This window comes from Sphingopyxis sp. (assembly GCF_016704835.1).
GTDB lineage: Bacteria > Pseudomonadota > Alphaproteobacteria > Sphingomonadales > Sphingomonadaceae > Sphingopyxis.
The window spans coordinates 18,728-40,191 of record NZ_JADIZJ010000021.1 but is presented as its reverse complement, the minus strand read 5'-3'; the positions used below and the strand labels follow the sequence as shown (position 1 = coordinate 40,191).

The following is a 21,464-nucleotide window of genomic DNA, read 5'->3' as shown; positions in this document are numbered from 1 at the left end:
GTCAAATCAGAAAAAATGGAGGAGAGTGAGGGATTCGAACCCTCGGTACCGTTGCCGGCACTTCGCATTTCGAGTGCGACGCTTTCGACCACTCAGCCAACTCTCCTCGCTGAGAGGTGACGCCCCTAGCGGCGGTCCGTCGCGCTTGCAACCCTCTAGTCACAAAAGCGACGAACCACGCTTCAGATTACGGCTTTTCCGCTTCCCACCAATAGGCCGCGCGCTTGCGATTGCCTGTCGCCACCTCGTTCATCGTCAGCGGATCGTAAAGCCGCCCGCCAAGCATGACGCTGTGGATGCGTTCGGTGTTGCGGATGTCCTGCGTTGGGTCGGCATCGAGAATCAGCAGGTCGGCGAGCTTGCCCGCCTCGAGCGACCCGACATCCTTACCATAGCCCAGAGAAGTCGCGGGCATGATCGTCGCGGCGCGCAGCGCGTCGATGTTGCTCCATCCGCCGCGCACGAACGACCAGATTTCCCAATGCGCGCCTAGCCCAGCCTGCTGGCCGTGGGCACCGATCGACACCATCCGTCCGGTGGCAGCGATCTTGCCCGCCTCGCGCGCCGAATCGTCGTCGACATAGTCGGCTTCGGGGGCGATCACCCGGCGCTTGTTGTTCGCGGTGAGCTCGGTCGGCGGGATATGTTTGGTAAGGATCGGATGCTCCCACACGTTGGTGTGCGCGCGCCAATAAGGATCGCCGGCGGGGCCGCCATAGGTGACGACGAGAGTTGGGGTGTAATCAACCTGCGTCTGCCCCCACAGCTGGACCAGATCCTTGTAGAAGGTGTGGAGCGGGATATTGTGCTCGACGGTCGAATTGCCGTCTTGGATCAGCGACACGTCCATGGTGTAGAGCGAGCCCCCTTCGGGCACGACCAGCATGCCTTCCGCCTGCGCCGCCTTGACCACCATCTGGCGCTGATCGCGGCGCGGCTGGTTGTAGTTTTTGACGCTATGCGCGCCCTGTGCCTTCAGGCGGCGGACGTGGGCGAGCGCGTCGTCATAACCGTTGATCTCGGCATAGACCCCCGCCGCCTTCGCACCATAAATGATCTCGCCGGTCGAAAAGATACGCGGCGCCAGAATCAGTCCGGCGCGCTGCATTTCGGAAGACACGAAGATTTCCGAGGCGCGCGACGACGGATTATGGCTCGTCGTCGTCCCCATCGCCAGATTGACGATTTCGGACCAGTTCTGCTGCGGGATCAGTTCGTCGTCGCCGTGGCCGCCGTGCGCATGGGCATCGACGAAGCCGGGGACGATCGTCTTGCCGGTTGCATCGACGGTGACGGCGCCGGCGGGAATGGTGATCGACGCGAGCGGGCCGACTGCTGTAATGCGATCGCCTTCGATGACGATAGCGCCATTGTCGATGATACCGCCATCGGCGCCCGCCATCGTGACGATTTTTGCGCCGGTGATGACAACAGTACCGCGCCGTTTCGACGCCGTATGCGTCATCGCGAGCGAAACGCCATCCGTCGGCGGCACAAACTTCGGTGCTTTCTCGTCCGCAGGCGCGTTGGTGAACAGGCTGGCGAGGTCGGCGCTGAACAGCGTCGCACCGCGGCTCCAGTGGAGGCGGCGACCGCCGTCCGACCAGTGGATATATTCGGCCCCACTGCCGCTGACCCGGGTAACCGGCAGCGGGCCGCTCTTCGTACCAAGCGCGACATCCTGGCCGCCGGGCATCAGCGGCGTGACATAGGCATCGTAATTCTGGCGGAACGCCAGCGTACGGCCGTCGGGCGATATTTCATAGTCGCTGACCAGTTCGCCATTGGCATGGATTCGCTTGTCCTGACCGCCGAGGTCGGTGCTGACCAGCTGGCTTTTGCCGTCGCCCGCTGTGACCATGAAGATACGGTCGCTCGCGGCGCCGAACTGCGGTTTGGCGCCGTCGCTGCTGACCCGCTCGGCAGGGCCGCCAGTTGCCGCGATGCGATAGACGCCGGGATCTTCACTCCAGCGCGCTGAAGTCAGCCCGCCGCTGCCGCGCCGTTCGAACGCAATCGTCTTGCCGTCGGGCGAAAAGCGCGGCTCGGCGTAATGGCCGGGAACGCTGGTCACCTTGCGCGGGGTGCCGCCACTCGCACCCACGACATGGATTTCGCCGAGGCCGGTATCGGTCCAACGCACGAAAACGAGCGACTTGCCGTCGCGCGACCAGCTCGGCCAGGCTTCGATCGCGTCGTCTTTTGCGGCGGTCAGCCGCCGCGCGATGCCGCCGGTTGCAGGCTTGACGTAGAGCTTGCCAAGCGTTTCGAACACGACGCTGCGCCCGTCAGGCGAAACTTCGGCCCAGCGCGGCATTTGGGTGGTGAAGCTGTCGGGCGCGACCTCGACCGCGGGATGGATGGCGTCGACAATCACGCGGTCATCGCTGATGCTGAACGGGATGATGCGCGCTTCGCCGCCAGCGCCGCTCACGCGGCGCAGCTTGCCGCCCGCCCAAAAGACGATGTCGCGGCTGTCCGGCGTCCACGCCATGTTCGGATAGACGCCGGTGACCGCCCAGGTCTCCTGCACATCCTGATCGAGCGCGTCATACAGCTTGCGCTCGGTGCCCGAGGTCAGATCTTTGACGTACAGCTTAGACTGCGCGCCTTCGCGTCGCACGAACGCCAGCCGCTTGCCGTCTGGCGACGGGGTCGGGCGCACCGCGCCACCGGCGCCCGATGCTGCGGTGCTGACCTTGCCGTCCTGAAGGTCATAGCGTTCGATGTGGAACAGGTCGGTATTGCTGTCCTGCGCATATTCAAAGATCGGACCGGGGGTGACGTTGCGCGTATAAAAGACGCTGTTGCCGTCGGCGGCAAAGATCGGTTCGCCGAGCTCCTTCTGGTGGCGCTCGTTCGGCTTCTTGACGAGCGGCACGCCCGCGCCGCCCGATACATGGTACATCCACACTTCGCCGGTGCCGAGCGAACGGCCGGTGGTGAAATGCTTCTTGGCGACGATGAACTGGCCGTCGCGGCTCCAGCTCGGTTGGTTGAGCAAGCGGAAATCCTCTTTCGACAGCTGCACCTTGCCGCTGCCGTCGCGGTTCATCAGCCAGATATTGTCGCCGCCGCCTGCGTCCGAAACAAAAGCGATACGTTTACCGTCGGGCGAAAAGCGCGGCTGGTGCTCGAACGCCAGGCCTTCGGCGATGCGTGTCGGGGTGCCGCCCTCAATCGGCATCGTATAAATATCGCCGAGCAGGTCGAATGCAATCGTGCGGCCGTCGGGGGCGACGTCGACATTCATCCAGCTCCCTTCGTCAACCGCGATTGGCATCTTGCGCGTCGTCATCCCGGGCGGCGCGTTGACGTCCCATTTTTCGGGCTTGGCATCGGCGGCGGGCGCAGGTGCCGCCTGCTGCGCCAAAACCGAAGTCGAACAAGCCAAAGTCGCCGCAAGGGCGAGAGCAAAGCGCGCCATGTTATTATCCCCGTTTGAAATTATCTGCCGACCATATGACCCTGTAACGCACATGCAAGCGACAGGTTTCGACGAAGGCGCTGGCACGCTCGACGGGCGGCTGCTAGCCCGAACCAAAAATAGCATTGGGAGAGCATGGCGTGCCGCTTAAGGGAATTAGAGTCCTCGATTTCGGTCGCTATATCGCCGGCCCCTATTGCGCTGCACTGCTGGGCGATTATGGCGCTGACGTGATCCGCATCGAAGCTCCGGGTGGCAATGACGATCGCTATACGGTGCCGGTCGCCGACGATGGATCGGGCGCGATGTTCATGCAGATGAACCGCGGCAAGCGTTGCCTGACGCTGAAACCGGGGAGCCCCGAAGGCCGCGAGATCGTGCGGCAACTCGTCGAAACCGCCGATGTCGTCGTCGCCAACCTGCCGCACGATGCGCTGGCCAAGCTGGAGCTCGACTATGCCAGCCTGTCGTCGATCAATCCCCGCGTCATCCTCGCCACCGCGTCGGCCTTTGGCAGCGAGGGGCCGCTGGCGCAAAATGTCGGGTTCGATGCGGTTGGCCAGGCGATGTCGGGCGCGGTGCACCTGACCGGGACGCCCGACCAGCCATACCGCGCGCAAGTCAATTATGTCGATTTCGGCACCGCTCTGCACACCGCGTTCGGCGTCATGCTGGCGCTGCGCGAGCGCGAGATAACAGGGAAAGGGCAATCCGTTTCGGGTTCGCTGCTCGGCACCGCGCTTGCCTTTTCGAACGCGCTAGCGATCGACCATGCGCTCAACCGCATAGAGCGCCAGCCGATCGGCAATCGCAGTTACAGTTCGGGTCCGACCGATATTTTCCGCACCCGCGACGGGTGGATCGTCACCCAGATCGTCGGCGGCGGCATTTTTGTCCGATGGGCCAACCTGGTCGGGCGGTCCGATTTGATCGACGATCCGCGTTACGCAAGCGACATCTTGCGCGGCGACAATGGCGAAGCACTGAGCGTCATCATGCAGCATTGGTGCAGCGAACGCAGCAGCGCCGAAGCAATCGCCGAGCTAGGCGCAGCGCGCGTTCCCGCCGCGCCGGTGCTGCGCGCCGGTGAAGCGTTGGCGCAGCCGCAGGTCGCGGCGATGGGACTGGTCGAGCCCGCCGACTATCCGGGCATCCCAAGCGGCGCGCCGGTCATTCGAGCGCCGATCATTTTGTCAGACAGCGCGAAGACGGCGGCGGCCCGCGCTCCGCAAGTTGGTGAACATAGCGACGTGATTTTGACCGAACTCGGCTATGGTGCCGCAGCGATTGCAGCTTTGCGCGCAGCAAGGATAATTTGAGCGGCGAGGGGTGGACGGCGACACCTCCACCTCTTAAATACCGATCAGTATGAAATTCAGCCTCCCCAAAAACAGCCCAGGAGTGTCGAGATGAGCGATCAAGCCGAATATGTGCCGCCAAAAGTGTGGACCTGGGACAAGGACAGCGGCGGACGCTTCGCCAATATCAATCGTCCGATCGCGGGGCCGACGCACGACAAGGATCTGCCGATTGGCAAGCATCCGCTCCAGCTCTATTCGCTCGGCACCCCCATGGGGTGAAAGTCACGGTGATGCTGGAGGAACTGCTCGCAGCGGGCCTTAGCGGGGCCGAATATGACGCGTGGCTGATCAACATCGGCGAGGGCGATCAATTCTCCAGCGGCTATGTCGCGGCCAATCCGAACAGCAAGATCCCAGTGCTCGTCGACCATAGCGGTCGCGACCCGATTCGCGTGTTCGAATCGGGCGCTATCCTGATTCATCTTGCCGAAAAGTTCGGCGCCTTCTTGCCGACCGAGACCGCGAAGCGCGCCGAGACCTTGTCGTGGCTGATGTGGCAAATGGGCAGCGCGCCCTTCCTTGGCGGCGGTTTTGGCCATTTTTACGCCTATGCACCGACGAAGCAGGAATATCCGATCAACCGCTATGCCATGGAAGTGAAGCGCCAGATGGACGTACTCGACCGGCGGCTGGCGGAGAGCGAATATATTGCGGGCACTGACTACACGATCGCCGATATGGCGATTTGGCCGTGGTACGGCGCGCTGGCCAAAGGGCTGGTCTATGACGCGGGCGAATTCCTGCAAGTGCAGGACTATAAGAACGTCCAGCGCTGGACCGACCAGCTCGCGACGCGCCCGGCGGTGAAACGCGGGCGGATGGTCAACCGCGTGACCGGCGATCCGGCAAGCCAGTTGCGCGAACGGCACGATGCGTCGGACTTTGAGCTGCGGACGCAGGACAAGCTGGAAGCGGCCGAATAGTCGCAATTTGCGTGATTCGATGACGAAGCATTGTTAGGGCTGCGTCAATGAATGATGCGAACGGCGAACATCGCGCCTGCTCCGAACGCTCGCGCGACGAATGATCGTTGTAATATACACAAAAGCAGAGTCGGGCTTTCTCGACGCTGCCTTCATTTTGTGCCGTCATGCTGGCGGGCATGACAGCTTTTCTCTCATTGGCGCGGCACCCCCGCCAACCGTCCTGACCGGACTAGCCCTGTCGCGCGAGGAGCGCGGCGCCGCTATCGTCGAAATGGCGCTGGTGCTGCCGCTGCTCCTCGCGCTGTTGATGGGGGTGCTCGTTTATGGCCAATATTTCATGCTCGCGCACAGCGTCCAGCAGGCGGCGAACGACGGCGCGCGCGCGGCGATCGTCGGGCTCGACGCCGCCGATCGCCGCGCTGTGGCGACCCGGGCGGTAGGGCGCAGCCTGCAGGCGGTAAGTGGGACACAGCGTCGCGGTGTCTGAAACGAGCGACGCAATCACGGTTGCGGTCACGTTCACCGCCCCGCCCGACAGCTTCTTGCGTTCCGCGCTCGTCCCGTCGCCGAATAACGTCATTCGTTCGCGCGCGACCTTTGATTTGCCGGTGGATTGACCATGGCTGGTATCTCATCCCTTCGCGCCCTTGTCCGCGACCGCCGCGCTGGGATCAGCGTCGCCACCGCCTTTGCGATGACGATACTGGTCGGCGCCGCCGCGCTCGCTGTCGATGTCGGCTCGCTCTACCTAGACCGCCGCAAGCTGCAGGGCATTGCCGACGCCGCGGCAATGGCGGCGGCGGGGCGACGGGCGAGGAACGGGTGGCGGCCGAACGGATTATCGCCGCCAACTGCGATTGCGGCATCCGCATCGCATCGCTGACGACCGGGACCTACACACCCGACGGAGCGATTGCCGCCGAACGGCGATTTGCCGTCGGAGGCCTATCGAGCAACGCGGTGCGAATCCTGCTGACGCGCGATCGCCTGCTGTATTTCGGGCGCTTTTTGACCGGGAAGAGCGAAAGCGTCATCCGCGCCACCGCGACGGGGGCGCGGCGCGGTTATGCCGCCTTTTCGCTCGGTTCGCGGGTCGCTGCGGTCAATGGCGGCCTGCCGAACTCCCTGTTGTCGCGGCTGACCGGGAGCCAGCTCAGCCTGTCGCTGATGGACTATAACGCGCTGGCCAGCACCGACATCGACCTGCTGGCGTTTTCCGATGCGCTCCGCACCGAAATCGATGCCGATGTACTGACTTTTGGCCAGACGCTCGATAGTCAGGTGACGATGCCGCAGGTGATATCGGCGCTGGCCGCCGCGTCGGATGGGCAGGCGGCGAGAGCGCTAGACCATATTGCCGACCGAGCCTTGCCGCGCAGCCTGTTTCCGTCGCGCGCGATCGATCTGGGGCCGCGTTCGTCGAGCATCCGCGTCGATGCCGCCAATTCGGTCAAGGTCAATGCCCTAAGCCTGCTGCGCGCGATGCTGTTGCTCGGCAGCGCCAATCGCCAGGTCGACCTGTCGGTGGCGAGCAACCTGCCTGGCGGGTCGGGGATCGACATCGCGCTGCTCATCGGCGAGCCGCCAGCGCATTCGCCGCTGATCGCGGTGACCGACACCAACGAGGTGATCGTGCGCACGGCGCAATTGCGACTGAAATTCGACACGAGGGTACAGACACCGCTGGCCAGCATCCATATCCCGGTGCTGGCCGAACTGGGATCGGCATCGGCACGGATAGCCGACATTGATTGCGGTCCGAACAGCAGTGCCGCGGTCTCGCTGGCGGTGGTCCCTTCGCCCGCTATGCTGGCGATCGGCACTGTCGACGATGCCGATTTTCAGGACATGCAGCGCCCGCTCGACCCGCGATCGGCGCGGGTGGTGAAGCTGCCACTCGCCAGCGTTGACGCAGAGGCCGAACTGGTCCTGTCGGATCTCGCCGAGAAACAGGTCGCCTTTTCGCGAAGCGAGATCGACGGTGGACGGTTGAAGACCGTGTCGAGCAGCGGGCTGGTCGCGGGCGCGGCGAAATCGCTGTCCGACCGCATGGACCTGCGCGTTAACGTGCTGGGGCTCGGCCTCAACCTCAACGCGCTGCGAACCGTCGTCGGTGATACCGTGGCGCTTGCGGCGCCGGTGCTCCACACCGTGCTCGCCGACATCACCGGTCTGCTCGGGGTGCACGTCGGACAGGCCGACGCGCGGGTGAACGCGCTGCGCTGCGGCAAGGCGAAGCTGGTCTGATCCACCAAAACGGCGCCGGACCGGACGCACTTCGCGGCCATTGTCTCGCAAAACGCCCCAATATGATTGCGACGCATCGACAATCCGGGAGATCAGGGTGGCGACAGCGCAGGAACCACAGCGGGTATCGGCAGCGGAGTTCATTCGCGGCTTTGCGAACTGGCGCCTGCAATCGGCGCGTGAGCCCGTCGTCGTCACGCACCATGGCAAGGACGCGCATGTGCTGATCTCGCTCGACGATTATCGGCGGCTCGATGGCGATACGGATGATGTCGCTGGCACGGCGGACCGCCTGCAGCCTTCGCTCGCCGGACTGGTTGAATCGATCCGCGACGGTGTGATCCTGATCGATCGTCAATGGCGGATTGCGGCCGCCAATCCCGCGGCGTCCGATATGCTGGAAAAATCATGCGCCGATCTGATCGGCGTGCCGCTGACAACCGCGGCACCGCGGATCGAGGGCAGCTTCCTGGCGCAGCATATCATCCGCCTGATCGACCATCGCGAGCGTTTCTCGGGCGACATCCCCGACATCCTGCGCCCGCGCCAATGGCTCCGCATCGATCTTGTTCCGACCCCGATCGGCGGCGCGATCATCCTGCGCGACGTGAACGGCACGATGGCCGATTTTGCGGCGAGCGATGCGCGGCAGGCGCTGATCGTCGCCGTCGAGGCACAGGGTCAAATCGGTCGCGCCCGCATCTCGGTCCGCGAAGCGGTCGATACAGCGAATGATGTACTGACGGGCATGCTGGGGGTCGATGCGGCCGCGATCCGGCGGGTGCGTTTTTCCGCCCTGCTGGCGATCGGACATCGCGCCGCCTTCGCGGAAGCGCTGGAATCGCTGGTCCGATCGGGTGAGCCGACGCGCCTTGCATCGCAGATCATCACGCGCGACGGCGCTGCCATCGACGTGATTCTGACGATCGCCGAAGTGCGCGGCCCCTATGCAAGCGACGGTGCGGTCGTGCTCGTCACCCGGCGCTTCGCCTAGAACCAGCTGCCGCGTTCGACTGCCTTGCTGCCCACCGGCAGAGAGAAATACTGGCCGTCCTCTCCCACGACAATCGGCCCGTCAAAATGGCCTTCCGCGCCATCGAGAAACGCCGCGTTCAGGTAGGGCGATGGCATCGACGGAACAACATGGCTAAGCACCAGCATCCGAACCCCTGCGACGCGCGCACTCTCAGCGGCCTGCGCCGGGCTGGCATGATAGTCGAGGATGTCGCGCATGACTTGCGCCGTCTTTTTCCGGCCCGCCGCATCGAGCTTCGCCGCCAACGTCTTGACCATTACCGGATTTAACGCCTCGTGGATCAGCAGGTCGGCGCCCCTCGACGCGGCCTCGAGCGTCTTCGACGGTGCGGTGTCGCCGCTAACGACGACGCTACGTCCCTTGTAGTCGAACCGGTAGCCGACCGACGGCTGCACCGGGCGGTGATCGACGGGAAACGCCGTCACACGCAAACCATCGCCTGCATAGACGACGGTCGGAGTGGCGGGAATGGCGAAGGGCATGGCGGCGGCGCCGGCGGCGGCGGGGGGCGTGATTGCTTCGCCGTGGTGCGCAATGCGGTAGCCGTTGTCGAGCGCGTAGGCGGCGTTGAATCCCGCGATCACGCGCTCGACGCCGGGCGGCCCATAAACGGGCAGGGGGCTGCTATTACCGCTGGCGGCCCAACGCAGGAGCATCATCGGCCCCATGCCGTCGATATGGTCCGAATGATAATGGGTCAGGAACAGAGCTCTAATGCGGCCGTTCGGCAAACCCATTTGCGCGATATTGCGCGCCGCCCCTTCGCCGGCATCGACAACGAATATGGCCTTGCCCGCAATGACGACGGTACAGGCGGCAGCGCGTTCGCGGTCAGGGAGGGGCGAACCGGTGCCGCACAGTCCGACGTGCAGGCCATCAGGCAAACCCTTGAGAGTATCGCGCGCTGCGGCGCGTTCGGCCCCACGTTCGAAGAGCCACATCCCGATTGGTCGCTGGAACAGCCACGCCGCCAGCACCGCGATGCCCATGATTGCCGCAACCGATAGCACGGTGCGCTTTGCCTTCGTCATCGCTGATCCCCCATGATTTCCGCCGACGACGGTCGCGCCCGCTGGACAAGCGACGGCGTTACGCGCAATCATCGCGCGAAGGAAGGTTGCAAGACGCAACTTGCCGTTTACGTAAAGGTGAGCGCTCATTATAAGGGCGCCATTATCCGATGGGAGATTCGTGATGGACATGGAATTCAGCCCCGAAGATCTCGCCTTCCAGCAGGAAGTGCGCGACTTCATCGCCGAAAATTACCCCGCCGAGCTGCGTGAAAAGCAGGACGAGGGCGAAGAGATGTCCAAGGAGGATTTCCTCGTCTGGCACAAGATCCTGCACAAAAAGGGTTGGATCGCGCCGGCGTGGCCGGTCGAATATGGCGGCACCGGCTGGACACCGACGCAGCGTTTCATATGGTCCGAAGAAACCGCGCGCGCGGATTGCATCCGACTGATGCCCTTCGGCCTCGCGATGGTCGGCCCGGTCATCTACACCTTTGGCACGCCCGAACAGAAAGCCCATTTCCTGCCGCGCATCCTGTCAGGCGAGGATTGGTGGTGTCAGGGTTATTCGGAACCCGGCTCGGGCTCCGACCTTGCTTCGCTCCGCACCACCGCCATCGCCGATGGCGACGATTATATCGTCAACGGCCAGAAGACCTGGACGACGCTGGCGCAGCACGCCGACTGGGGCTTTTTCCTCGTCCGCACCGACAAGGACGCCAAGCAGCAGGAAGGCATCAGCTTCCTTCTGATCGACATGAAATCGCCGGGTATCACGGTGCGGCCGATCATCACGCTCGGCGGCGAGCATGAGGTCAACGAAGTGTGGCTCGAAGATGTTCGCGTGCCGCAATCGCAGCGTGTCTATGACGAGAATAAAGGCTGGACCTGCGCCAAGTTCCTGCTCGCGCACGAGCGGACCGGCATCGCCGGCGTTGCGGCGTCGAAGCGCGGAATAGAAAAGGTGAAGGCAATCGCCCGCACCGAAGTCGATGGCGACAAGCCGCTTCTCGCCAACGCGTTTTTCAAGCGCAAGGTCGCCGAGCTGGAAGTCGATCTCGCCGCGCTTGAGTTCACCGAGTTGCGCAGCCTGGCCGGTGCCAATGCGGGCCGTGGTCCGGGACCGGAATCGAGCCTGCTCAAGATCAAGGGGTCGGAGATTCAGCAGCGCCTGACCGAGCTGTCACTGGAAGCGGTCGGCCATTATGGCGCGCCCTATTTCCGCGGCTTTGGCGAGGGCGACAACGAGCATCCGATCGGCCCCGACTACGCGCATCGCGCCGCGCCGACCTATTTCAACATGCGCAAGACGACGATCTATGGCGGGTCGAACGAAATTCAGCGGAACATCATCGCGAAGATGGTTTTGGGTCTTTGATCCACAACCACCCCGGACTTGATCCGGGGTCTCGAGCGGCTGGCTTGACCGTTTGCGGCAATGCGCCCCGGCTTTCGCCGGGGAACAATGAAGATCAGGAATTACGATAATGGATTTCACCTACACCGAAACGCAGGACATGATCCGCGATACGCTCGCCCGTTTCCTCGGCGACACCTATGATTTCGAAACGCGCCAGAAGTTTATCAATAGCGACAGCGGCCGCGATCCAGCGATCTGGACAGCGCTGGCGCAGGAACTCGGCATGCTTGGCGCACCGTTCGCCGAAGAGTATGGCGGGCTTGGCGGCGGCGCGCTTGAAAATGCGATTGTGATGGAGGAACTCGGCAAGGTCATCGGGATCGAGCCTTACCTTCCGACCGTCGTCATTGCAGGCGGCGCGCTGAAAGCCGTTGGCGGTGCGCAAGCCGATGCCATGATCCCCGAGATCATTGCGGGCAATGCGATCATCGCCTTCGCTTATGCCGAGCCGCAGGGACGCTACGACCTGGCGAATCTTCGCACCACCGCGAGGAAGGATGGCTCCGGCTATGTGTTGAGCGGCCACAAGAGCGTTGTTTACGCTGCGCCGTGGGCGACGCATCTGCTCGTCACCGCGCGCACGGGCGGCAACGCCCGGGACCGCGACGGGGTGTCGCTGTTCCTGATCGATGTCAATCTGACCGGCATCGTTCGCCGCGACTATCCGACGGTCGACGGCAACCGGGCATCGGAGATCTATTTCGAGAATGTCGCGATCTCTGGCGATGCGCTGCTGGGAGGCGAAGGGACCGGCCTGCCGCTGATCGAGCAGATCGTTGACGAAGCGACGGTGGCGGTGTGCGCCGAGGCGACGGGCGTGATGCAGAAGCTGCACGAAGGGACGCTCGAATATACTCAGCAGCGCAAACAGTTCGGTGTGCCGATCGCAAAATTCCAGGTGCTCCAGCACCGTATGGTCGACATGTTCATGGAGGTCGAACAGGCACGCTCGATGACGATCATGGGCACGCTGAAACTGGAACTGCCGGCGAACGAACGCATGGCGGCGGTCTCGGCTGCCAAAGCGAAAGTTGCACGCGGCGCCAACTTCGTCGGTCAGAATGCGATCCAGACGCACGGCGGCATCGGCATCACGCAGGAGCTAGCGATCGGCCATTATTTCAAGCGTGCCACGATGATCGAAAGCCAGTTCGGCAGCCATGATTATCACATGGACCGCTACGAACGGATTGTGCTGGCGGATTGAGTATTACGCTCTCCCCTTCAGGAGAGGGCAGCGAGCCTTGCGAATTTGTTCGCGAGTCGCAGCGGGTGTGGTCCATCGGCCTCGCGCAAGACCGATGGGCCACACCCTAACCCCTCCTCTGAAAGGGAGGGGCATTGACTTTAGTAAGCCACATCCACCGCGATCCGCAGCGTCCTTGGCCGCAGCGGCGTCATGAAGCCAGCGTTGCCCTCGACAAACGGTGTACCGAGTGAAAAACGGTTGCCGCGAGAATCGAACAAATTGGTCAGCGTTAGCGACAGTCCGCGCCGATCATTGCCGATACGCATAGCCAGCCCGGTGTCTATATAATCGCCCTGGCTCTCGCCCAGCACCGGGCCGATCCCCAACCGCGACGGCCCGATATAATTGGCCCAACCGTTAACGCGGAAATCCTCGTCGCCGATGACCGTGGCATAGTTGACCGATCCGCGCATCGCGTGCGTTGCGACATTGGGAATGCGCCCCAGCCGCCCCGGTGCGCTGTCGAACACGGGCAGGATTTCCAGCGTCAGATTGTCAACCCGGCTGTGGTTATAAACCGCGCCCAATTCGAAGGTCAGCGCCGCAGTGGGCCGCATCGCGAGCGCGCCCGAAACGCTGGTGATGTGTCCGTCACCGATATTGGCTGTGGTCGGAAAGCCTGTGCTGTCAATGAAATCAGCCTGAATATTACGCCAAATGCTGTGCGACACAGCGAGGCTCGCATCGAACAGGCTTTGCCTGTTGTCGCCAATGCGGATGCCGGCTTCCCATGTCCGCACCTGATCATTCAAAAACCGCCGAACAAAATTGCCATCGACCGCAAGACCGCCGGGGCGAAAGCCTTCCTGATAGCGCGCATAGAGCCGCAAATTATGCAGCGGCGTCGCGAGCAGCGAGAAGGACGGCAGCAGGTCGGTTTCGTTGCGTGACGCCGTCGTTGCGCGACCCGCCTGGGCGAGCGCGAAGGAGACGCCTTCAGCCATGCCGCCCAGCCGCGCGTGCGACAGGCGAATACCACCCGCGGCGACGAGGTCGGGGATCACTTCAACGGTGGCCTCGGCATAACCGGTGACTTCGGTGATTTTGTTGGTGACGCCGGGCAGCACCGCGCGGAGTGAACCATAGCCATATTCGCGGTTCTGCCGCGCGCGATTGTCGATGAAACTCGCGCCGACCACCCAGCCAAGTCCGTCGTGATAGCGACGCGACAGGCGATTTTCGCTGACGAACATCCGTGTCGCGTTGCGCTGGTCGAGCACGCGCGGCACGTCGCTGAGCGGCGTGATCTGGATCGGCGCGAACAGCCGCTCGACATCGACCGCGCCAGCCGAGATTACCGAACCGGGCGGTGCTTCGGGCAGGCTGGCGTCGAAGCGTTCGAACAGGCGGTGGTCGATGAAGGCGTTGGACGATTGGAAATGCAGGCCGTCCCAGTCCTTCATAACAACAATCGTGCCAAGGCCGTAACGCGCCGACGCGTTCTGCTCGACCATCGAATTACGGGTCAGCGGCTCAGCCGCCTTGTCGGCATATTGCGCATCGATGGATTTGATCGACTGATAGACCCCGCCCAGATCGACGGTCCAATCATCACCGGCGTCAAAGCGAAAGGCGCCACGACCGCCGCGGACATGGACGCGGTTGACGTCATTCTGACCGCGGAGCGGATTGTCGATATAGCCGCCGTCGGTGAGCATATAGCCGACCAGGCGCAGCGCGTGTCCGTTGTCGCCGACCGGAAGATTGGCGATCGCGGCGATGTCGCCGCCGGGGTCGCCATGCTGGGTCAGCGAAACACCCGCGATAGCCTGCACCGACATCGCGCGCGGGTCGGGCGCTTTGGGGACGACGCGAATGATACCGCCGAGCGACCCGGCGCCATAAAGTGTCCCCTGCGGACCTTCGAGTATTTCGACATTATCGACGTCATAAAGCCTGAGGTCGGGGTCGGGGGCGTTATAGCTGAGGCGAATATCGCCCAGATACTGACCAACCGTCGATTGCGTCGGACCAGTGAAGCTGGAATCGGCGATGCCGCGAATGAACAGCTTGTTGCGCCCCGAACCCAGATGGGTCGAAGACACGGTAGCGGTGCGCGACAAGATCGAATCCATGCCGCGCTCGCCGCCAAACGCCAAATCGCCGCCACTCAGTTGCGTGACGACGCCGGCGAAATGCGAATAGGGCGTGTCGGTCTTTGACGCCGTGACGATGATCTCATCCCGCGCGGCCGCGACAATGTCGTGCGACGGTTCGCGCGCGCGCGGCTGCGGCGCCTGTTGCGGCGCGGGGGAGGGGCGATGCGCGAGACGCGGCGCAACGAGGCGGCGTTCGATGCGCCAGCTGGTGGCGCTGACGCGGACCGCGCGTGCGTCGGTGCCGCCCAGAAGGCGCTTTATTGCTTTCTCGACGCTCATCCGTCCGCGTACCGGTTTCACGCGTGACTGCCACAATTTGGCATCCATAACACTGATGCTGATCCCGGCTTGGCGACTCATCACCGGCAACGCCGTCGAGAGGCGGCCTTTGGGTACGTCGAACACACGTTCATCCGCCGCCAAAGCCTGCACGGGCAGGCTCAGCGCGATCGCTGCAGCGACTAGAGAAAGGCGCGCGTGCATGCTCAGCGGGTCAGTATCCAGCCATTGCCCTGCCGCTGCACCTTAGTCCCCGACAAAGCGGCGAGGTCGGCGATCGTGCGATTCCGATCGGCATCGATAATCAGCGCTCCGCGGAACGAGAGATCGACCGCGGTCGGCGCGATGTGGACATCCATCCCTGCGGTCCGTTTCAGATCTTCGGCAACAACCGCGAGCGGGGCGTCGTTGTAAACGAGCAGTCCGGTACGCCAGCCGCCGATGCTGGTAACATCGACATCCTGCACAATCGGGGTTTGGCGATCACCATCGCGCACTTCAATTGCCTTGCCCGCCACCAGCCGGACCTTGTCGCGATCGGGGTTGTAGAGAACGATACCTTCGGACACCGCGACCGACGTCTGCCGTTCGCGCCGGACGACGTTGAAGGCAGTGCCCAGATCAACAATCCGGTCGTTGCCGGTCTCGACCACGAAAGGATCGTTATTGCGGTGAACGACATGGAACATCGCTTCGCCCGTTTCCAGGCGGGCAAAGCGTGGGCGATCCTTGTCGATTTCGACCACCGATCCGCCGTTGATTTCGATCCGCGACCCATCCACGAGCTCAATCGTGCGATGCTCGCCCGCTGCCGTCTGAATCCGGTTACTATTTCCGAACGGATTCAGCGTGGACACGCCGATCACCGCGACCAATGCCGCCGCCATCGCGCTGCCGAACCAGGCGCGGCGCGTTTGGTGGCGCGGCATCGCGGGCGCCATGATGGGCAAAGGCTTCACCATCGGCGGCAGTCCGTCGAGATCCTGATCGAGACTCGCAACGGCATCATAGATTGCGGCATGTTCGGAATCTTCGTCCAGCCAGTCGGCAAAGCCGTCCCAATCGTCGAACGCCGGGTCGCGCTGGCGGATCAGCCAGTCGATGGCGCGCGCTTCGGCGGGGCTGGCGTCAGGACGCATCGAACTGCCTCCGTAGCGCGGCGAGCGCCGCATAGACTTTGCGCAAATCGGCTTCCACGGTGCTCAGGCTTATTCTCATTTCGCTGGCTATATCGCGTTGCGTGAGGCCGTCGACGCGGAACCGGTGGAAGATGCGGGCGGGGCGTTCGCCGGCGTCCGCGATCGCCGCCTCGACCAGCGCCAGTTGCTCGCGCGAGATCAGCGCAGTCTCCGCAGACGGTGCATGGCCTGCCGCCGCCTCTCCCCAAGCATGGTCGCGCAGCGCGCTTTGCCGCGCCGAACGATAGCGATCGAGCATCAGATTGTTTGCCGCGCGCATTACATAGGGCAGCGGTTCGGCGATCGGGCCGGTGGCGCGATCCGTCAGCCGCATCCACAGATCCTGAAATACATCTTCCGCCGCATCGCCCGCACCGCGCACCTGCAAGAACCGGACGATCCGGTCCCGGTTGGCGAGCAATACGCCTTCGATGCCCTGTACGGCGTCGGTTCGGTCCTGCGAACTCGTCATCGATTGCTTGCTCTGGAACGCCATCTTTTGCCGGGTAGCGCCGCCCCGGCGCGTGCCATACGTCCCCCTGATGCTGCCGTCATATAGCGCCCCGGTCCCACCGCGCAACCGCGGGATCGGGAAAGAGGGGAAGGGCAGTGCAATCATGGCTATGTTCGTTCATTTCTGTCTAAGCAAGGGGGAGGCGGGGGTAGGGAGGTGCCTCCCCCTTGCACGCGGGGCCGGCCGGGGGGCTAGAGGCCGACCCGCAGACTCGCACGGAACGCCCAGCCAATATGGCTTTGCTGTTCCTCCGCGGACACTTCGCCAGCGACCTGAAAGGCCGCGTTACCAGCGATGCCACGGAGACGGCCGACCCAGCCGCTCGTGCGATCATCAGGAATAAGGGTGAACGGCGTGCCGTCCTTGAACGAAGCGGTGGTCGAACCCAGCGTGCCGCCGACGATCTGGCGCCGACCACCTTCGATCTCGAAGCGTGTCCAGCCGTCATATTGGTCGATGCCGCCGAAATCGAGACCGAGGGCTATGGTACCGGAGACCGCAAGTTCGTCGCTGTCGCGGCCCAACACTTTGAGGTCGAGCGCATCGCCGCCGCCGGTTTCCTGGTAGCCCTTCTCGGTCAGCTTGAAATAATCGACCGCAACCATCGGGCGGATCGAGAAGCCGCCCCCGGTAACGGCATCATAGGCCAGCGAACCTGACGCCGACCACAAGGTGCCGTCCCACTTGCCCTTCATCGTCTTGTCGATGTCATCGGCCCCAGCTTCGGCGCGGAAGATGCGGGTACCCTTCAGGCTGATCGGCGCGCCCGACACGCGGGCATTGGCCATGAAACCTTTCGAGCGCAGGCGCCAGTGCAGCGCGCCTTCGAACTGGCTGGTGCTGACTTCATTGGCATTGCTGCCATTGCCGTTCTTGCCGCTGAGAAAGGCGACCGAGCCGCCGAAGTTGCCGATGTCACTCTTGATTTCGGCCCCGAACCCGATGCCCCAGCCGCTCACGTCATAGCTCGCCGTATCGCCGATGCTTTTCGACGTACCCCACACCGCCTGATTGACCCAATAGCCCCATTTGCCTTCGTCCTGGAACGGGGCGTTGGGATCCTGTAGATAGCGCGAGAGCGCGCGCGAGCCTGAGGTGACCGTTTCGAAAACCCCGCCTTCATGCTCGGGCAACATCTGACCGAGCTGGTTGCGGAACTGATCACCATCGACGATGCCGAGGAAGACATCTTCGATCTTCTGGTCCGCTACGACGGCGTCGAGCACCGCGTCAAACGCTCCGGCTTCGGAACGGTTGAGTCCGAGTTCGCTCGTGCTCTTGCGCGACACATCGACGATGAGCTGGGTAGCGTTCGAGGTAAGCGCGCCTTTGTACAGGAAGGGGAGCAACGTCTGCGACGCGGTCAGGTTGCTCGCACCGGTCAGCGTGCCCGCGGTCAGCACGATATGCCGGCCCTCGGCCTCTTCGATGCTCGTGAGGCGGAGCGCCAATTTCGATTCGGTGCCAAAGCTGGCGTTCCCGGTAACCTGCAGTTCAGTGCCAGTGCTGCCGGTGTCGAGCAACACGCCCAATACGCCCTTGTCGGTCACCGCCAGCGATGAAATCGTAGCCGCCCCGGTCACGTCGAACGTGCCGCCGCTGACCGATACAGCCAGCCTTTGCGCGTTCGCCAGTGTACCTGAAAACATCGATGTGCCGCCAATAGTCAACGTATCGGCGCCACCGCCAAAATCGACTGTGCCCGTATATTTGGACGTTCCAGCCAAGGTCATCGTATCGCTACCGGCGCCAAACCGCGCCGTCCCGGCGTATGTCGCGTCACCCGACAGCGCGAGACGGTTGTTGCCAGCGCCGAAAAAGCTGTTCCCTTTCACCGAACCATCGGCGATGTCGAAGACATCGTTGCCACCGCCAAAGCGGACGTCGCCAACGATGCTCGGCGCGGTGACGCCCGATGCAACCGCAGTCTGCTTTACCGTAGCGCCAGTCGCATGCGCCGACAGGTCGATCGCCACGTTGCGGTCGGAACTGGCCAGCGCCCCGGTCGCACTGATCGTACCGCTGTTCTCGACGACATCGACGTTGCCAGAAAGATCGACGATCGCGCGCGCAGTGCCATTGTCGCCACCGGTTTTCGCCGCGATCGTGCCGCTGTTGCGGATCAACGCGACGTCGCCGCCCGCCTCGACGAGCACCGCAGTTGCGACCGAGCCTGCTACATTTCCGGCGGTCGTCGCCTCGACCTTGCCCGCGTTGCGCAATTCGGGGATGGTTGCACCGCTGCCGATCCGGATTGCCGTCGCCGCAAGATCTTTCGACAGTGCCGCAACGCTACCGGTCGCGCCGATGCCGATCCCGCCCGCGATCGTCACAGCGCCGCCAAGGCCGCCGATCTGCATCCCGTTTCCGTCTTTGCCGGCATAGAGTCCGTTGCCGATCACCCCTCCGTCGATGATCAGGCCGAGGCCGGTCCCGGTTCCCGCGACCGGACCGATCGTCACACTTTGGGTCGTCGATCCGATCCGGACCGCTGCGGCGGAGCCAAACGAACGCACCGCGGCACTGCCCTCCTTGTCGTCGGGAATGCCGTCCTTGTCTTCGTCATTATCGGTGGTGCTGTTGTCCTTGGGCGGGACCGCGAGCACGATGCCGCCGGTCACATTGCCCTCGACCGACAGCGCCGGGCCGCCGATCAGCAGATCGTCGGCGTCGAGTTTCGACGGGTCGGCGGGCGGCGTGGTAAAGCGATATCCGGTCGCGGTCAGGCTGCCCTGAACGACGAGGGCACCGGTGATGTTGCCTGTCAACCGCGCAGCCGTTGCGTCGAGGCCGGTGGCGGTGATCGTTCCGGCCAACCGGACATTGCCGGTGACATCCTGCAACCCGACGCCGAGTGCCCGATCGCCGAGCACAGAGACCGTGCCGTCGTTGGTAAAATTGCCGGTCAGCAGCCCGCCGAGGCGGATGCCTGCCGAATCATTGCCTTCAATCGTGATCGCCCCGCTGTTGACGATATTACCGGTGAAGGCACCAAGGGTCGCGATGCCGACGCGGTTGCTGCCCAGCGCGAAGGCCCCGTCGATGTCGCCGTCATTGTCGATGTCGGTCGGGGCATAGGGTTCGTCGATCGTGATCTTGCCGGTCGCGGCGTTGGTGATCGATCCCACCGTCCCGGCATTGGCGACGACACCGCGCGCGCCATTGACGTTGCTGATCTCGATCGTGCCCTCGTTGATCACCTTGTGATTGCTGTCGATGGTGACCGCCGCACCGCTGGTTGGCTTCACCGATCCTGCCGAAGTGATCTTGATATCGTCGGGCGCGCCCGATTTGATCGTCGACGTGCGCACCGGCGCCGTGGTGGCGCTGGTGATCGTCGTTTCCGCCTTGGCGGTCGTTGAAAGCAGGGCGGCCAGACAGGTGGTGGCCAGCAAGGTCTTGCGCATCGGGTTCCTCTTGTGTTCGGGGCCGGAATGACATCCCGGCAACAATCACAAGACGGAGTCCCTGCGGCGCGGCCTTGAAAATAAGATCAGCCAATTCCCGGAGCACTGCGTCGTGGCAGCCAATGCGGTTGCCACCGCAGTGCAAAGGGTCGAAAAGGCCGGCCCGGGCGCAGCCGCCTGACCGCCAGCACAGGCGCAAGCCGCAATAGAAAGACACTTCATTACCCAATGACATCGGCCAACGAAATTCTGGAAGCACTCGGCTGGCGGGCGCATTTCTCCATTCAACTGACCGATCACGAGGTCGAACAGTGCCTTCCCGTTCGCGTCATGGCCGTGCATCGCGGAAAGATCGCCGTTGCGGGCGCGGGGGGGCAACACGTCGTCTCGCCCTATATCGCCGGCGCCGGACCGGCAGACGATCATCCAACCGTTGGCGATTGGCTCCTGATCGATCGCGACACGCTCGAAACGGTACGCGTTCTCGAACGGTTGAACCTGTTCAAGCGGCGCGCGCCGGGCGATCCGAATCGCGAGCAGATGATCGCGGCGAACGTCGACACGCTGTTCGTCGTCGCCTCGTGCAATCAGGATTTCAGCGTTGCGCGGCTGGAGCGTTATCTCGTCCTGGCGCGCGAAGTGGGGTCAAACCCGTCGTTGTTTTGACCAAGACCGACCTGACCGATGATCCGCAGCGTTTCGTCACTGCCGCCAGCGCGATCGAACCGGGACTGCAGGTCGAACCGGTGAACGGCCGCGATCCTGCCAGCGTCGCCCGCCTTGCAGCCTGGTGCGGCAAGGGCGAAACCGTGGCGTTGCTCGGCTCCTCGGGGGTCGGCAAATCGACGCTGGTCAATACCTTGCGGGGGTCGAGCAGCATCGCAACGCAGGCGATCCGCCCGCGCGACGACACCGGACGCCACACGACCACGGTCCGCGAAATGCACCGGCTCGATCATGGCGGCTGGCTGCTCGACACGCCGGGGATGCGCGAACTGCAGCTGCCGCAAGCGACCGCCGGCATCGCCGAGATTTTCGACGATTTCATTCTGATCGCGGAGCACTGCCGCTTTTCGGATTGCGCGCATGGGGCGGAGCCCGACTGCGCAGTCCGCGCGGCCATCAACGCTGGCACCTTGACCATTGATCGTTTCGAGCGCTGGCAAAAACTGGCAGCCGAGGACAACGCTGCGGCTCATCCGCCGAAACGCCGCCGATAGCGCATTTGGCGGACAGGGTGGCTTTAAGAAACTAGCCCTATGTATTTGATATGTTTTTTCAAATACATGTCTGCGAAATTCGCTCCCACAC

General features: G+C 63.4%; 13 protein-coding genes, 1 tRNA gene and 2 pseudogenes. 9 read left to right on the top strand and 7 right to left on the bottom strand.

The features are described from left to right. Positions 1-16 precede the first annotated feature (16 nt). Both IPF76_RS15205 and IPF76_RS15200 read right to left on the bottom strand, forming a co-directional pair. A tRNA-Ser gene (locus IPF76_RS15205) sits at positions 17-106 on the bottom strand. Between the two features lie 81 nt (positions 107-187). Beyond that, positions 188-3,427 carry an amidohydrolase family protein gene (locus tag IPF76_RS15200; protein ID WP_293845794.1) on the bottom strand — a complete coding sequence of 1,080 codons (3,240 nt, stop codon included), beginning with the start codon at positions 3,425-3,427 and terminating at the stop codon, positions 188-190. A gap of 140 nt (positions 3,428-3,567) precedes the next feature. Between IPF76_RS15200 and IPF76_RS15195 the strand changes: the two genes are divergently transcribed. The 6 genes and pseudogenes from IPF76_RS15195 to IPF76_RS15170 all read left to right on the top strand — a co-directional run bounded on the left by IPF76_RS15195 (position 3,568) and on the right by IPF76_RS15170 (position 8,955). Continuing rightward, a complete protein-coding gene (locus IPF76_RS15195; RefSeq protein ID WP_293845791.1) occupies positions 3,568-4,746 on the top strand; it encodes a CoA transferase in 1,179 nt (392 codons plus the stop codon). Between the two features lie 90 nt (positions 4,747-4,836). After that, a pseudogene (gene yghU, locus IPF76_RS15190) lies at positions 4,837-5,711 on the top strand (glutathione-dependent disulfide-bond oxidoreductase). Positions 5,712-5,811: 100 nt separating this feature from the next. Continuing rightward, a complete protein-coding gene (locus tag IPF76_RS15185; protein ID WP_293845788.1) occupies positions 5,812-6,201 on the top strand; it encodes a TadE/TadG family type IV pilus assembly protein in 390 nt (129 codons plus the stop codon). Between the two features lie 132 nt (positions 6,202-6,333). Continuing rightward, positions 6,334-6,597 carry a pilus assembly protein TadG-related protein gene (locus IPF76_RS15180; protein ID WP_293845786.1) on the top strand — a complete coding sequence of 88 codons (264 nt, stop codon included), beginning with the start codon at positions 6,334-6,336 and terminating at the stop codon, positions 6,595-6,597. Then, positions 6,537-7,961, top strand: a complete 1,425-nt coding sequence (locus tag IPF76_RS15175; RefSeq protein WP_293845783.1) for a TadG family pilus assembly protein — start codon at positions 6,537-6,539, stop codon at positions 7,959-7,961. The genes IPF76_RS15180 and IPF76_RS15175 overlap by 61 nt, the downstream gene beginning before the upstream one ends. Positions 7,962-8,058: 97 nt before the next feature. Continuing rightward, a complete protein-coding gene (locus IPF76_RS15170) occupies positions 8,059-8,955 on the top strand; it encodes a PAS domain-containing protein (protein ID WP_293845780.1) in 897 nt (298 codons plus the stop codon). On the opposite strand, the gene IPF76_RS15165 is transcribed toward IPF76_RS15170, so the two are convergent. Beyond that, complete coding sequence (locus IPF76_RS15165) at positions 8,952-10,028, bottom strand: MBL fold metallo-hydrolase (RefSeq protein WP_293845777.1); 1,077 nt, start codon at positions 10,026-10,028, stop codon at positions 8,952-8,954. The two genes, IPF76_RS15170 and IPF76_RS15165, sit on opposite strands and share 4 nt — an antisense overlap. Positions 10,029-10,191: 163 nt before the next feature. Here IPF76_RS15165 and IPF76_RS15160 point away from each other — a divergent pair, with 163 nt between their 5' ends. Next, positions 10,192-11,385 (top strand): acyl-CoA dehydrogenase family protein, encoded by a 1,194-nt coding sequence (locus IPF76_RS15160; RefSeq protein ID WP_293845775.1) that lies wholly within the window; start codon positions 10,192-10,194, stop codon positions 11,383-11,385. 109 nt (positions 11,386-11,494) lie between these two features. Beyond that, positions 11,495-12,634 (top strand): acyl-CoA dehydrogenase family protein, encoded by a 1,140-nt coding sequence (locus IPF76_RS15155; protein ID WP_293845772.1) that lies wholly within the window; start codon positions 11,495-11,497, stop codon positions 12,632-12,634. Positions 12,635-12,774: 140 nt separating this feature from the next. On the opposite strand, the gene IPF76_RS15150 is transcribed toward IPF76_RS15155, so the two are convergent. The 4 genes from IPF76_RS15150 to IPF76_RS15135 all read right to left on the bottom strand — a co-directional run bounded on the left by IPF76_RS15150 (position 12,775) and on the right by IPF76_RS15135 (position 20,153). Further along, on the bottom strand, positions 12,775-15,258 hold the full coding sequence (locus tag IPF76_RS15150) for a TonB-dependent receptor (RefSeq protein ID WP_293845769.1): 2,484 nt from the start codon (positions 15,256-15,258) through the stop codon (positions 12,775-12,777). A 2-nt stretch (positions 15,259-15,260) separates the two neighbouring features. Then, the gene (locus IPF76_RS15145) at positions 15,261-16,193 is read right to left on the bottom strand and encodes a FecR domain-containing protein (RefSeq protein WP_293845766.1); all 933 of its coding nucleotides are present in this window, start codon (positions 16,191-16,193) and stop codon (positions 15,261-15,263) included. Then, positions 16,183-16,851 carry a sigma-70 family RNA polymerase sigma factor gene (locus IPF76_RS15140; RefSeq protein WP_366499733.1) on the bottom strand — a complete coding sequence of 223 codons (669 nt, stop codon included), beginning with the start codon at positions 16,849-16,851 and terminating at the stop codon, positions 16,183-16,185. The genes IPF76_RS15145 and IPF76_RS15140 overlap by 11 nt, the downstream gene beginning before the upstream one ends. A gap of 86 nt (positions 16,852-16,937) precedes the next feature. Further along, on the bottom strand, positions 16,938-20,153 hold the full coding sequence (locus IPF76_RS15135) for an autotransporter outer membrane beta-barrel domain-containing protein (RefSeq protein WP_293845763.1): 3,216 nt from the start codon (positions 20,151-20,153) through the stop codon (positions 16,938-16,940). A gap of 228 nt (positions 20,154-20,381) precedes the next feature. Here IPF76_RS15135 and rsgA point away from each other — a divergent pair. Then, positions 20,382-21,373: pseudogene (gene rsgA / locus IPF76_RS20960) on the top strand (ribosome small subunit-dependent GTPase A). The last annotated feature ends 91 nt before the right edge of the window (positions 21,374-21,464 follow it).